This window comes from uncultured Paenibacillus sp. (assembly GCF_963515335.1).
Taxonomy (GTDB): Bacteria; Bacillota; Bacilli; order Paenibacillales; family Paenibacillaceae; genus Paenibacillus_I.
In genome coordinates, this window is the sequence record NZ_CAUPYC010000023.1 from 38,609 (window position 1) to 51,466 (window position 12,858).

The following is a 12,858-nucleotide window of genomic DNA, read 5'->3' on the forward strand; positions in this document are numbered from 1 at the left end:
ACACGACCGGCCCTCAAGTCGCTGGCTAAGCTTTTTAATATAGATCATGATTATGTATTTAAGCGATCACAATTCGTTTTAAGTCGAGAACCGAATGAACAAGCGGACGGAGTCTCGGATTATCCCAGGTATTTTGGGGAATTGAGCCTGGTGAAGAATAAAAATAAAATTTTCTGGCTCCTGGTTCATACCGGGAGCCTTTGCAGCTCATAGGGCAAGTAAAAGGGCTGGTATGGCATTCCAGACAGGTACTTGAATATTTGAAATGCCTACATTCTATATTTCTTAATAAAAAATTTATAATGGGTTGATTTCGATATGACTATTCCTGTGTACAGTTTGTATATGCGGCCGGATAGGCTGGGTCACAGTGCAGACAGAGAGGGAGATGTTACCGTTGAACCGACGACCCAAAATACTGATTTTGTACGCGATGTTTGGAGACGGCCATTATCAGGTATCTCAGGCGCTCAAACAGCAATTCCTTGAACAAGGGATCGAGGATGTGAAAATGATCGACCTTTTTGCGGAATCGCATCCTCGCTTTAACGGGCTGTTCCGGTTTCTTTATGACAAAAGCGCCGCCTGGTTCCCGAATATCTACGGGTGGATCTACCATATTACAAACGAAATGAGCCCGGATCGTCTGTTCGGCAGGTGGCTTCACTCCTTTGGGGCGGGCCGGTTAAAAAAAATGCTCGATCAAGAGCAGCCGGATGCCGTTATTCATACTTTTCCGTTCCTGGCGATGTACGAACTGCGCCGCGCCTCGGACTGCCGTACGCCGGGATTTACAGTGATTACCGATTATGTGCTGCACAATCGTTGGATCCATCCGGAAACGGACGGTTATTTTGTGGCTACGAAAGCATTGAAGGATTCGATGGTGGCAAGGGGGGTAAAACAGGACCGGATATCCGTCACGGGCATCCCGCTGCGGGGAAGATTCGCCGAGCCCGTTCGCGTATCGGAAATTCAGCGAAAATACGGCCTGAATCCGAAAAAGCGATATGTACTGGTGATGGCCGGCGCGAACGGCACCTTGCCGGATCTCAAAGCCGTCATGCGTGAGCTCTTGCTGATGGATGACGGGTTCGCTTTTATCCTGGTTGCCGGTCGGAACGAACGTATGTACATGGAGCTGGAGGCGCTTTATTCGGGTGTCTCGGATGTCCATGTTTTTGGTTATGTGAAGGAGATCGAGAAGCTGATGAGAGCAGCTTCCTGTATCGTCACGAAGGCGGGAGGGATCACGATTGCGGAAGCAATGGCCTTGCGGGTTCCCGCTGTGGTGTATCGTCCGCTGCCCGGCCAGGAGGAAGGAAATGCCGAGTTTTGGGCCGAGCGGGGCGTGTTGCGCATTGCCGACAGCCCCGAGAAGCTGAAGCAGGCCATTATTGAGCAGGCGAAGCCCGGCGCCGGCGGCAAGGCGGCGAAGCCGCGGTCGGATGCACCAAGCTTCGCGGCTGCCCGTCTGGTCGTGGACAAAGTGTTGAGGGAGTTCGAGTTGAACTCGACCTCCACCTCAACGTCTCCCGTCATTCCTCAAAGAAGAAAGAGACAGGTCATTTTTTAGAAATCCCGGCTTGCAAGTCGTTCAGAGCTCCCGCACGGAGAACATTGGGTTCCAGAAATGGACGTTCCCGAAGTGCGGGATTTTTCATGCACCCAAATTATAGTACAATGGCTTCATATATACAGGCGATGAGGGGAGTCGCTGTGTTGGCTATTCGCAGGTCCAGACCGGATGATTATGCCGAGGTGTTGACACTGCTAAAACAGCTTTGACCAAGCCAACCGAATAATGCGGATTCTCTAAGAGCCGTATTTATGCGCGGCCTTGAATCGAACACGGATTTTCTAATAAGTGCGGAGCTTGACGGCCGGTTAGTCGGGTTTGGAGCGATGGTGGTGAAAAACAGCTTTTGGCAGGAGTCGTTTGTCGGCTATGTCACAACATTGGTTGTGGATAAGCATTATCATGGATTCGGAAAGTAATGTGCTAAAAACTGAAAAAAGCCTGTGTTATCAAGGTTTATCGGCCACAAAAAGTTGCTAATTTTGGCTCTTCGCCACTAGCGATGCTGTCGGCGAAGAGCCTTATATTCTTCAGCGAGTGCGTTGTACGAACGATACGCGTCGCTACTGATCGTCGAACCTGGTTCGATGTGTTGTTTAGCAAACTCAACGAGTGTCTTGCCTTTGACATCCGGAATCACCTGCATCTTGACGTATTGCGGTGCTCCTTGCTTATTGAGCGATTCTCCAACAAGCACTGGCGTTTGATCCGTGCCGCGACCGCGTTTCCCGCCTTCTGTTGGTGCTCCGAAGAACGCATCATCCAATTCGACCAAACCAGCCAGCTGGTAGTGTGCATCGCGATCTCCCATGGCTTTGCGAATCTTATGAAGCAATAGCCACGCGGTCGGGTAGGAGATTTCCAGTTCGCGTGACAGAAAAACAGCGGAAACACCGCGTTTATCATGCGCCACAAGGAAAATCGCCCAAAACCAGATCAGTAGCGGAGTATGCGAATTATGCATAATCGTGCCTGCGGTAACAGACGCGCGTGTGGAAGCAGTCGGTGTACCCGATGTCCGAACAATATGGTGTGAAAATGGTGCTGCCGCGGGTTTCTCCACAGCCGCATACCCATCTGGCGTTCGAAGGGTTCCAGTATGCGAAGGAGCAGGGCAAAGGCAATGCCTATAATCACCGCATGTTCAAGGCTTTCTTCCAGGAGGAGCTGGACATCGGTCAGGTGGATGTGCTGGTGAAGCTGGCCGGAGAAATCGGTTTGAACGAGGCGGAGTACCGCGAGGCGCTGGAGTCCGGCAAATACCGGGGTGCGCACAAGCAAGCGTTGGCGCATGCTTGAAATAATGCGCAGATTACGGCGGTGCCGACGATCGTCATCGGCGAAACGGTGCTGCGCGGCGTATGGACGAGGGAAACGCTGGAGCGAGCGATCGAGGAGGAGTTGGCCAAACAATCGCAGCGGCAGGATACCGGCGAAGGCATGGTTTGTGGACCGGACGGGTGCGACTAAAACTTCATTTAGCTTAGCCCTGGCCTGTACCGAAGGCCCCTGCAAAAAGTAGCAGGGGCCTTCGTAATGTCGGCGGATAGGGGTCCGTCTTGTACCGAGGAATCCGTAAAATGGGCTGTCTTGGCATTTAGCCGGGCCCGCGCACGTATACGTTGTAAGACACCGTAGAAGGAAGGATGATGCGATGATGGGTATTTTATATGAGATTGTCAACTCGCCCAAGGAAGAGGCCGTTAAGATGGTTGCCTCGCTTGCCGCCGCATCGGATGTGTCCGATGTGTCGGATGCGTCGGCTGAGCAGCCGGGAGCCGTTGCGGCAGCAAGCGACGGGGCCGCGGCGCCTTACGGGCCGGCCGAAGACTGGCCGACGGCGGCCAGGCAGCGGTATGCGCCGGTCGACGATTAGCGGCAGGGCATGGGAAAGCACCGATTCGGCGGTTCGAAGGAGCCGAATCGGTGCTTTCTCGCTGGCTGCGCGCAACCCCGGGATCCGCGCGCTTCTACAAAAACGGATTACGTACCGTTCCCGTACGCACGATGACCATATTCGCGTGAACTTCTACGTCCGCGCGGGCGAACTCGTCGTCCCAGTCCTTGCTCACCTTCTTGAATTGGGCAGGATGCTGCCTGTACATAACGTCGCCGAAGCCGAAAATATCGGACCGGTACTCGGTCTGCGCCTTTCGGATCGTGGACAGCACCTTCCGTTCGACGGCTCGGTTGACCTTGTTTTGCAGCCGCTCAAAAGTATCGACCTCATCAAGATTCATCCGGGACTGAAGCCCCTCAAGGATGCCTTCCATATTGATCAACACTTGTATACGCGGCCTGCGGCCATCGTAATTCGTCTTGATCTGCGTCTGGCTGTGCAGGATGCGTACGTCAAAAAACGTATGCCCGCTCTCGGGAACGGTCAATGAGGTCGTTTTCAGCTTGTCTTGCGTCCATAAGTAGCTTCGGGAATCCTCGGTGTTCATCATGCCGACCATTTTGAGCTGCTTGAACACGGCCAAACCGACCGGCGTTACCATCGTCGGCGTAACGCTCTTCACGTTTTGTTCCGGTTTGCTCTTCGAGCCGTGGATCTCGACGAGCGTCATGACAGGTTGGCGTCCCTCCGACCTGTAAGCTTCGATGACGTGATTCATCCGTATATTCGGATCGCCCCCCCACTCCTCGTTAAGGGTTTGCAGCTGTTTATGGATCTTGAGCGTGGCCACCTTCTGGAACGGATAGGTTATCGTAAGAACATCTCTCGCTTTCGATCCTCTCGCCACAAGCAGGTTGAAATCGTTTCGTATTTCGCGGTCGCGGTTCATGTATTCCAAAAAAGCCATCGTGCCGGAGCGGGCTATATCTTCGCTGATTATGACCGTGCGCATGTGCGAATAAACAAGGGATCTCGATACGCCGAAATTCATTTTGCGGGACAGCTCGGACAACGAATTCCCTTCAAGCGAATAAACGACGGAAGGGGCGCTGTTCCCCCCTTGCTTGGGATTCATGTTCGCGACGTTTACGATTTCGATGCTCATCCGGTACTTGGTGTTTTTGCCTTTGTCGATTGCGATGCCCGTCACGATTGAGATGTCGTTAAGTTCTCGGCGGTCCCAGCAGCCGCTTGTCAATGCGCATACCAAGAAGAGGAGAGCGCACCGGCGCAAAAAGACGGTGGTCGATTTCATGGTTGTCACTCCTGCTTCAGCGGTTTTTTCGTTTTGAGGTAAACCGGCCTTTTCTTTAAGCTCTTGATGGGAAAGCGCAGCATGACATCTTTCATTTCTTTAAGCTTAAAGGGCGCGAAAGGAGTCAGATAAGGTACGCCGAACGAGCGCAGCGAAGACAGATGGAGCACCATGACGATCATGCCGAGGAGAACGCCGTACATCCCCAAACTTGCGCCAAGCAAAATCAGTACGAATCGCAGCAGCCGGGTCGATATGGAAAAGCTGTAGATCGGCGAAACGAAGCTGGATATGGCCGTCAGCGCCACGATGATAACCATAATGTTCGAGATGATCCCGGCCTCGACGGCGGCCTGTCCGATGACGAGACCGCCGACAATGGAGACGGTTGCTCCGATCGCTCTGGGCATCCGGATGCCCGCTTCCCTCAATATTTCGAACGTCACTTCCATGAGGAAGGCCTCGACGGCCGCGGGAAAAGGAATGCCTTCCCGTTGAGCCATGACGCTGAGCAGAAACTCCGTAGGGACAAGCTCCTGATGAAAAGTGATGAGGGAGACATAGATGGAAGGCAGCAGCAAGGCCAACAGGAACGAGAGATAGCGGATGAAGCGGATGAACGAGCTCATCATGTAAGGCTGGTAGTAATCCTCCGAAATCTGAAAGAAGTCCTGAAAAACGACCGGCACGGTCAGGACGAAGGGACTGCCTTCCACAATCAACGCTACCTTGCCCGCAAGCAGATGGGATGCGATGGTATCCGGCCTCTCCGAGTTATAAACAAGCGGAAACGGCGAGTGGATTTTGTCGGTGATGAGCTCTTCCAGGTTTCCCGAATCAAAGACCGAGTTGATCTCAATGCGGCGCATTCGCTGCCGCGCTTCTCTCAGTATGCCCTCATTCACAATGTTGCTGACGAAAGCCAGATAGACGGGGGTCTCGGTTTCTTTGCCGACCGTAAACCGCTCGAAGCGAAGATTCGGGTTCCGCAGCCTTTTTCGGAGTAAACCGATCGAGACCTCGGCAGACTCGGTGAAACCTTCCTTGGGCCCGCGGATAATCGTCTGGGTTGAGGGCTCCGTAACGGACCTGTAATTTTGTGCGGCTGCTTCTACCGCATGCCAACCTGAGCCTTGACGGCTGCGGAGCAGGACATAACCGGCAAGCAGCAGTTGGACGGCCGTCTTGCCGCTGTCCGTTTGCTTCAGCTGCGAAGCGGGGATGTGCCGCCTAAGCAGCTTCCCCAGCCGGGTCTCATCCCCGGCCGGATCGGCCTCATCGGCCGAGATCGCAAGAGGAGCGATAATTTTATCCGCAATCATTTGTCCATCCGTCATCGAGGTCAGCCAGGAAACCGTTACGGGCTCCTTGCCTACGAGGAACTCTTCGGAGTGAAAGTCCGCCGTGTCTCCTATCGCTTCCTGCAGCGCATTGAAGGTATCGTTAGTCGGAGCCATGAGCCGTCAACTCCCTTTTTTTCTTTTTATGCCGGAGGGCAACCAAACCGATAACAAGCGGAACCCCATATTGCAAGGGAAGATGAAGCCAATAGGGGACCAGGATCAGCCCTTCCTGCACATGCTCGCCGATGCCGGAGGCGATGACGATCGCCGCCACGACCACCAGCAAGCCCATAGGCAGCGCAAAGGGCCGGTAATCTTTGCCGGAAAGGAAACCGATGCCTTTGAGAGCGGCATAAAGAAAGAGGCTGATCTTGATGAACAACCCGGTCATCATCGTGAACACGATTAACGCGTCCAACCGTTCGACGAAATTCGCAATGGAAACGAATTTGGCGGCTTCCAGCAGGGGGAACATAGACCGTTCCATCACATCGCCGCCCAGGACGAAAACTTTTAGAAAGGAGAAATAAATGAGCAGCACTCCGGAGGCCGCGATGCCGGACAACATCGTCTTGGCAAGCGAGGAGCTTTGCTTCAACGCCGCGCCGATAACGAGAAAAGCGACCATTTCTCCGAATGGAAAGGTGACGGCGGTCGGGAACAAGCCCTTCCATACCGGAAGCAGTCCGTCCGGCAGCACAGGCAGGATATGGTGAAGCTGGACGTCTCCGCCGAACACAAGCATAATACTGACCAGCAGCAGAAAACCGAGTGAATACGGAGTAAATATCTCCGAAGTTCGGCCCAATACTTCGATCCCGAGATAAACGCCGTAGACGATGACCATCATGACGGTCAGAGCGATTATTTCAAAGGGTGTTCTTACGAAAATGACGGTGTTCATCAGCTCGCAGAAATCGCGGACCACACGTGCCGATAAATACAAAAAATAGGTCGTGTAGACCGCGGTGAGGATTAGCGCGCCTTTTTTGCCGATTTGCCGGCCCAAAATTTCATACAGGTTTTTTCCGGGATATTGCTGAAGAATCATGCTATGCCAGGCTGTCAGCGCGGTTCCGATAAGGGCGGCGATGATTACGGATAGCCATGCGTCCTGTTTGGCCCCTGGCGTGAACCCGATCACGGCGGCCGACCCGATCTCCAGATACACGATAAGCACGAACAGCTGGTAAGGAGATAGTTTCTCGCTATTCATTGCCGCAGCCTGATATCGTTCCATACGGCTGACGCCAAGCCGGCAGTATAGGCCAACAGAACTGTCCATTTTCCGGCGGCCGTTACCGGAGAGAACAGATGTCCGATGAGCCATGTTGCCGGACGCTGATAGATCATGAAATCAAATGCGATAAGCACGAGGAACATCGCTGCCGAAAAGAGAAAGAAAAATAACGTGATCATGGAGCGCCTCCCGCAACGTTTTTTCCAGTATTTGCAGGAAGGCCGGGGAATATGCGCTTTTTTGAACGGTTTCTGCTATTATCAAAATAGCGCGGCGGGCGAAAAAGCATCTACGGAAATCGAATCTGATCGGAGGAGGTGATTGCCGATGGGAGAATGCAATTTGGATCATTCCCTTGAAGACGTGCTGCGGAAGCTGGAAAGCCAGAAAGATTTTTTGCCGGAACAAGTGGGTGAAAGGATGCGGCAATTTTTAAAAAATGAGCGTACGCAGCAAACCTTGAACGAGCTGTTTCATCTGTTGAAGAAATATGATCTCGTTTCTGAAGAAGAGCGGGAAGAGAGAAACGACAAACTGATCAAGTTGACGAGTTGACTGAAGAAACCGTCCTTTTTCGGCGCAAAAGGGTCGGTTTTTTTGGTTTATGTTTTAAAAAAAATAGACAAATCGTACCATATACCTACACAAAAATCATTTTTCATCCGAAAATTATAATGACAGGACAACTACATTATCGACGGAGGGATTGAATTGAAAAAATCGGCAATTTTAATTATTGCACTGGTTTTTGGCCTCATGGCTTCCACGGCGTTTGCCGCTGCAGGAGCCAACGCTAGAAGCAACGAAAAACACGGCAAAGAGAGCCGGGAAACACAGGAAACACAGGAAACACAGAAAGCAGAGGAAACGCATGACAAGCGGGAAACAGGCGATGCAGAAGAGGAAAAGGAACATAAGGAAGACGAGGAAGACAAGGAAGACCAGGCGAAGGTTAAAGTGGAAAAGGATAAAGGCAAAGCGAAAGGCGGCACGGTAACCGATTCGGTGTACGGCGACGACAGGGAATCGGACTCCGGGCATGACGATGAAGACAAAAAAGATAAAAAAGGCGCCAAAGGTCTGCTGAACGCACATGAGAACGTGAAGGGCAAGCCGGCAGGCGACCGCATCGCGAAGCTCCTGAAAATCAAATACAACATTAATGTGAATGCCGAGATATCGGTAACCGATGTCGTTTACTCGCTTGAGAAGGACGGCGACCTGAAGGCCGCAGCGGATGTGCAGGCGGAGGCGGTGGCGGAGGATCCAGCCGATATCGACGGGTACAAGAAGCTCAGCAAGCTGAAAACCAAACTGGGCGACAAATACATCAAGACTTACGTGAACGGCAGAACGGTAAGCTTTGACGTGCCTCCCGTCGCTGAAGGCGGACGCACCCTCGTTCCGTTCCGCGCGATCTCCGAATCGCTGAAGGCGGACGTGACCTATGATCCGGCTACAAAAACGATCACCGTTAAGCGAGACAATGTCGAAGTGAAGTTGAAGCTCGGCAGCAAGATCGCTACGGTTAACGGAAAAGAGGTAACGCTTGACGTTCCCGGCAAGGTGAAGGACAACCGTGTCCTGGTTCCGCTGCGCTTCCTCAGCGAAGCGCTTGACACCGATGTAACGTGGGATGCGGAGACATCCAGCGCAATCATCGTGAACAAAACGCCGGAAGCGGAAGCTTCGGTGCAATAAAGGCGATAACCATGCACCTAACGGCTGTCCCGGGCGGATTCACTTTGCCGGGACGGCTTTTTTGCGCAGTCAAGGAAACGGAGTGATACGGCACTTGCCGGTTGAGAGTATTCTTTGAACGCATGGCCGGCATTGGGCGGCGCCTCAAAAAGCTATCTGCTGGTCATCCGGAACAACGCGCCTGCGAACAAGCTCTACGATAAATTCGGTTATAAAGAGATCTACACGTATTGGTACAGAAGCAAGCGGTCCGCAGGGGAAGAATGAATAATCCGGGGCCGACTCTATCAGGAAGGCGGAATCAATCGGAATAAATACGGGCTCCCCTTGACACGGTTTGAAAGCGGTGCTATTTTTGATATATAAATTAAATCGATTTAATAAGGGGTATTATGGCGAGACATATAACGATCAAAGATGTCGCGCGTTTGGCCGGCGTTTCGCCGGCTACGGTTTCGCTTGCCCTATCGGGCGATAACAGAGTAAGCATCAAAACGAGACAGCTGGTGAAAGAAGCCGCCGACAAAATCAACTATATACCGAATGAAATCGGACGCAGCCTGAGATTGCAGAGAACGGAAACGATCGCGCTGATTATCCCGAACACCTCCCAACATGTATTCTCCCATCCGTATTATTCGCAGCTTTTAGAGGGGATAACCGAGGTTTTGAACGGCTACGGGTACAATTTGCTGCTTTCGCTTAATCCGTCGGAGCAGGAGTTGTCGGCCGCCTATGACAAGGTGCTGCGCAATCGCCGTGCGGACGGGGTTATTGTGTCCTCCGCCTCCACGAAGGACCGCAACCTGCTGCGTTTGATCGAATCCGGATTCCCGCTCGTCTACCTTGGAAAATGGCTGCATGACGATGTGCTTGGCGTGGAGAGAGATGACATCGGCGGCGCGTATGCCGCAACGGATCATCTGATTCGACTCGGCCGCAGACGGATTGCCCACTTCTCCGGACCGTTGGATCATCAAGCAGGCAACGACCGGTTGGAAGGATACCGGAGAGCGCTGCGGGATTACAATATTCCGTTCGATCCGCTGCTGGTTCTGGAAAAAGATTTCTCGCAGGAAGCCGGTTACGAGGCGGCGGCCGAGCTGGTCGGCAGAGAAATTCCGTTTGACGCATTGTTTGCCGGCAATGACTTGATGGCCGTAGGCGCCATGAAGCTTTTCAGAGAAAAAGGCATCAACATCCCGGAGGACATCTCCCTGGTCGGTTTCGACGATATCGAGCTTGCATCGCTTATCCAGCCGGCCCTGACTACGATTCACCAGCCGATGAAAGAGGTAGGCATTATCGCCGCGCAGAAACTGATCGCCCTGTTGAACGGACAGCCGGCGGAAGAGAAACAGAGCGTCGTTGCGACAAACCTGATTGTCCGTGAATCATGCGGGGCGAAAAAGGGCGTGTAAATTTTTTTGCAGAAAATTTAAATCGTTTTAAATTATCGGTGAAGGTGGTGATGCGGCGGGCAAAAGCAAGGCGGAAGCAGGCGATTGGAATAACGGCTGGGCAAGATTGTGGATTCAATCATCCGACACGGAGGGGATCATTTTGAGCAAAGCGGTAAAATGGTTAAGTCTTTTGCTTGTTTTGTCGCTGGTGTTGGCGGGATGCGCGAACGGCGGCAACGGAGGAAACGAAAGCGGCAGCAATGAAAGCGGCGCCAATCAAGGCGGGGCGGCTGGTTCGACGGAAGGCAGCGGCGAGAAAATCGAAATCACCTTCATCAACGGCTTCACCGGCGGCGACGGCGGCTATATGAAAAAAATCACCGATGGATTTAACCGGTCGCAGGACAAGTACGTCGTGAAAGAAATGCAGGAAAAGGACCATTACACCAAATTCAAATCCGGCGACTACGATCTGGTGATGATCCGCTCCAGCGATCTTCAAACCTATAAACTGGACAGTCTGATCCAGGATATTGCCCCGATTATGGACAAGGCGGGGATCAAGGAGACCGATTTCCACCCGGCGGGAGTCGATCTGGTGAAATTGGATGGAGCCATGTACGCTTTGCCGCTCGACATCCATCCGCTGACGATGTTCTACAATAAGGATCTTGTGGCGGAAGCTCCGACAACCTACGACCAGCTGGTCTCTCTCCAGAAGGAACTGCAGGCCAAAGATCCCGGCCTGTACGCGATGGGCGTGCCGTCCAGCGGTCTGGTTGAATTCTACATGATGACCATTGCGGGGCAAAACGGCATCAACATGGCAAGCGGCAACTACCTGAACTTCAATCAGTCCGAGTTTGCGGATGCGCTGCTTGTCTTTAACCGAATGATTTTCAAAGACAAGATTTCCCCCGCAGGTCTCGGCCTTGACGGTGAGTTTCAATCGTTCATGAAAGAGGCGAAGGACGCGAATGCTTCGGTCCAATCCGCGGTCGCTCTGACGGGTCCGTGGTTCTACGGGGCCGCCAAAGAAAAATATGCGGACAAGCTCGGCGTGGCGCCCGTACCGACGCTCGGCGGCAAACCGGGCGCTTACGGAAATTCCAATACCATCGCGGTACCGGCGAGCGTTACAGACGAACAAAAGCTTGAGGGGATTGCCGCCTACCTGAAATACATGTTTACTCCGGAGAATTTGATCAATTGGGCGGATGCGGGCCAAGCTCCGGTGCACAAGGCGACAATGGAGATGGTGACGGCGAATCAAGACAAATACCCGCTGCCCTATGCCAATATCCAGCAATTCGATACCTTCATCAAGGCACCGCAGGTTTACCAGTTCGGCGAGCAGATGCGCTTCATGAATGAAACCGTGTTCAGTAAAATCGTCACGACGGAAAATATCACGAAAGATGAAGTCATGAAGCTTCTGGAAGAAGCGACGGGCAAAGCACAGCAAATCGCGGCTGCACAACCGTAATGCATTCGGATTCGGACGGCTCCGTGTATGCCGGGCAAGATGGCTATTTGCTCGGGGCCGTCCTACATTTTGTCGAAGGGGGCGGTGTCTATGACCAGCCGCAAATCGACCGTCAAATGGGCGTTATTGTTCGTTGCCCCGTTTGTGCTGGCATTCGTGTTGTTCTGGTTGATTCCGCTGGCATACGGCGTGTTCGCCAGTCTCTACAATTGGAACGTGGCGAGCGGCAAACGCACATTTGCCGGATTCGATAATTATTTGGCGCTTCTGACGCCAGGAACGATTTACAATGATATTTTCATGGAAGCTTTAAAAAACACCCTGATATTCGTGCTTATCAGCGTTCCCCCTCTCGTATTGGTCAGTCTGGGGCTTGCGCTTATGATCGACAAACTGCCGGCCGGATTGAAAACCATCTACCGGACGGTGTTTTTTATTTCCTATTCCATCTCGGTAACGGCCGTATCCGCCGTCTTCCGATGGCTGTTTAACGAGAATGGCGGTTTCGTCAATAATGCGCTGGCCGCTTTGAAGCTTGGCGAGCCGATCCGGTGGCTGAATGAGCAGCCCCAGGCGTGGATTACGATTCTGATCGCAACGGTATGGTGGACGATCGGGTTCAATATGCTTCTGTTTCTGAATGCCATCGACGAGGTGGACGATACGCTCTACGAAGCTGCCGATCTGGATGGCGCGGGCGCGTTCAAGAAATTTTATCACATTACGCTCCCGGACATCCGGAATGTCGCCGTGTTCATCATGATCACGACGGTCATTGCTTCCTTCAATCTGTTCGGACAGACACGGCTTATTACGGGCGGCGGTCCGGAAGGCACGACCAACTCGCTCATTATGGGCATCCAGCGCACGGTGTTTGACCTCAACCAGCTGGGGATGGGTTCCGCCATGGCGATTCTGATGGGTTTCATCATGATGGCAGTCACGGGCGCG

At 52.8% G+C, this 12,858-nt stretch carries 15 protein-coding genes and 1 pseudogene; 11 read left to right on the plus strand and 5 right to left on the minus strand.

The window, feature by feature from the left end; all coding sequences use genetic code 11:
* Positions 1 to 397: 397 nt before the first annotated feature.
* Both RWM61_RS09695 and RWM61_RS20260 read left to right on the plus strand, forming a co-directional pair.
* The gene (locus RWM61_RS09695; protein ID WP_314000053.1) at positions 398 to 1,576 is read left to right on the plus strand and encodes an MGDG synthase family glycosyltransferase; all 1,179 of its coding nucleotides are present in this window, start codon (positions 398 to 400) and stop codon (positions 1,574 to 1,576) included.
* 254 nt (positions 1,577 to 1,830) lie between these two features.
* A complete protein-coding gene (locus RWM61_RS20260) occupies positions 1,831 to 1,998 on the plus strand; it encodes a GNAT family N-acetyltransferase (protein WP_399538306.1) in 168 nt (55 codons plus the stop codon).
* 77 nt (positions 1,999 to 2,075) lie between these two features.
* On the opposite strand, the pseudogene RWM61_RS09700 reads toward RWM61_RS20260, so the two are convergent.
* Positions 2,076 to 2,570: pseudogene (locus RWM61_RS09700) on the minus strand (IS1595 family transposase); the annotation flags it as partial.
* A 23-nt stretch (positions 2,571 to 2,593) separates the two neighbouring features.
* Here RWM61_RS09700 and RWM61_RS09705 point away from each other — a divergent pair.
* The 3 genes from RWM61_RS09705 to RWM61_RS09715 all read left to right on the plus strand — a co-directional run bounded on the left by RWM61_RS09705 (position 2,594) and on the right by RWM61_RS09715 (position 3,455).
* Entirely contained in the window at positions 2,594 to 2,878 is a 285-nt protein-coding gene (locus RWM61_RS09705; RefSeq protein WP_314000056.1) for a DsbA family protein, read from the plus strand.
* A 21-nt stretch (positions 2,879 to 2,899) separates the two neighbouring features.
* A complete protein-coding gene (locus tag RWM61_RS09710) occupies positions 2,900 to 3,049 on the plus strand; it encodes a hypothetical protein (protein ID WP_314000059.1) in 150 nt (49 codons plus the stop codon).
* 184 nt (positions 3,050 to 3,233) lie between these two features.
* The gene (locus tag RWM61_RS09715) at positions 3,234 to 3,455 is read left to right on the plus strand and encodes a hypothetical protein (RefSeq protein WP_314000061.1); all 222 of its coding nucleotides are present in this window, start codon (positions 3,234 to 3,236) and stop codon (positions 3,453 to 3,455) included.
* Between the two features lie 94 nt (positions 3,456 to 3,549).
* On the opposite strand, the gene RWM61_RS09720 is transcribed toward RWM61_RS09715, so the two are convergent.
* Genes RWM61_RS09720 through RWM61_RS09735 form a run of 4 tightly spaced genes read right to left on the minus strand, consistent with a single transcriptional unit; the run spans position 3,550 to position 7,496 of the window.
* Positions 3,550 to 4,734: a Ger(x)C family spore germination protein gene (locus RWM61_RS09720; RefSeq protein WP_314000063.1), complete on the minus strand. Its 1,185-nt coding sequence runs from the start codon at positions 4,732 to 4,734 to the stop codon at positions 3,550 to 3,552.
* A gap of 5 nt (positions 4,735 to 4,739) precedes the next feature.
* Positions 4,740 to 6,191 (minus strand): spore germination protein, encoded by a 1,452-nt coding sequence (locus tag RWM61_RS09725; RefSeq protein WP_314000066.1) that lies wholly within the window; start codon positions 6,189 to 6,191, stop codon positions 4,740 to 4,742.
* A complete protein-coding gene (locus RWM61_RS09730) occupies positions 6,178 to 7,293 on the minus strand; it encodes an endospore germination permease (RefSeq protein WP_314000068.1) in 1,116 nt (371 codons plus the stop codon). The genes RWM61_RS09725 and RWM61_RS09730 overlap by 14 nt, the downstream gene beginning before the upstream one ends.
* The gene (locus tag RWM61_RS09735; RefSeq protein WP_314000070.1) at positions 7,290 to 7,496 is read right to left on the minus strand and encodes a hypothetical protein; all 207 of its coding nucleotides are present in this window, start codon (positions 7,494 to 7,496) and stop codon (positions 7,290 to 7,292) included. The genes RWM61_RS09730 and RWM61_RS09735 overlap by 4 nt, the downstream gene beginning before the upstream one ends.
* A 148-nt stretch (positions 7,497 to 7,644) precedes the next feature.
* Here RWM61_RS09735 and RWM61_RS09740 point away from each other — a divergent pair, with 148 nt between their 5' ends.
* From RWM61_RS09740 to RWM61_RS09765, 6 genes are all read left to right on the plus strand, one after another.
* Positions 7,645 to 7,872, plus strand: a complete 228-nt coding sequence (locus tag RWM61_RS09740) for a hypothetical protein (protein ID WP_314000090.1) — start codon at positions 7,645 to 7,647, stop codon at positions 7,870 to 7,872.
* A 156-nt stretch (positions 7,873 to 8,028) separates the two neighbouring features.
* Positions 8,029 to 9,018 (plus strand): copper amine oxidase N-terminal domain-containing protein, encoded by a 990-nt coding sequence (locus RWM61_RS09745; RefSeq protein ID WP_314000072.1) that lies wholly within the window; start codon positions 8,029 to 8,031, stop codon positions 9,016 to 9,018.
* A gap of 114 nt (positions 9,019 to 9,132) precedes the next feature.
* On the plus strand, positions 9,133 to 9,285 hold the full coding sequence (locus RWM61_RS09750; RefSeq protein WP_314000074.1) for a hypothetical protein: 153 nt from the start codon (positions 9,133 to 9,135) through the stop codon (positions 9,283 to 9,285).
* 125 nt (positions 9,286 to 9,410) lie between these two features.
* On the plus strand, positions 9,411 to 10,439 hold the full coding sequence (locus tag RWM61_RS09755; RefSeq protein WP_314000076.1) for a LacI family DNA-binding transcriptional regulator: 1,029 nt from the start codon (positions 9,411 to 9,413) through the stop codon (positions 10,437 to 10,439).
* A 142-nt stretch (positions 10,440 to 10,581) separates the two neighbouring features.
* On the plus strand, positions 10,582 to 11,907 hold the full coding sequence (locus RWM61_RS09760) for an extracellular solute-binding protein (protein WP_314000078.1): 1,326 nt from the start codon (positions 10,582 to 10,584) through the stop codon (positions 11,905 to 11,907).
* 90 nt (positions 11,908 to 11,997) lie between these two features.
* The coding region (locus RWM61_RS09765; RefSeq protein ID WP_314000081.1) for a sugar ABC transporter permease at positions 11,998 to 12,858 on the plus strand (861 nt) is incomplete at its 3' end.

Bases quoted from the DNA above. Each gene is read 5' to 3' on its own strand.
- RWM61_RS20260 (WP_399538306.1), top strand. From the start codon at position 1,831: ATGCGCGGCCTTGAATCGAACACGGATTTTCTAATAAGTGCGGAGCTT.
- RWM61_RS09730 (WP_314000068.1), bottom strand. From the start codon at position 7,293: ATGAATAGCGAGAAACTATCTCCTTACCAGCTGTTCGTGCTTATCGTG.
- RWM61_RS09735 (WP_314000070.1), bottom strand. From the start codon at position 7,496: ATGATCACGTTATTTTTCTTTCTCTTTTCGGCAGCGATGTTCCTCGTG.
- RWM61_RS09720 (WP_314000063.1), bottom strand. From the start codon at position 4,734: ATGAAATCGACCACCGTCTTTTTGCGCCGGTGCGCTCTCCTCTTCTTG.
- RWM61_RS09725 (WP_314000066.1), bottom strand. From the start codon at position 6,191: ATGGCTCCGACTAACGATACCTTCAATGCGCTGCAGGAAGCGATAGGA.
- RWM61_RS09755 (WP_314000076.1), top strand. From the start codon at position 9,411: ATGGCGAGACATATAACGATCAAAGATGTCGCGCGTTTGGCCGGCGTT.
- RWM61_RS09705 (WP_314000056.1), top strand. From the start codon at position 2,594: ATGTCCGAACAATATGGTGTGAAAATGGTGCTGCCGCGGGTTTCTCCA.
- RWM61_RS09740 (WP_314000090.1), top strand. From the start codon at position 7,645: ATGGGAGAATGCAATTTGGATCATTCCCTTGAAGACGTGCTGCGGAAG.
- RWM61_RS09715 (WP_314000061.1), top strand. From the start codon at position 3,234: ATGATGGGTATTTTATATGAGATTGTCAACTCGCCCAAGGAAGAGGCC.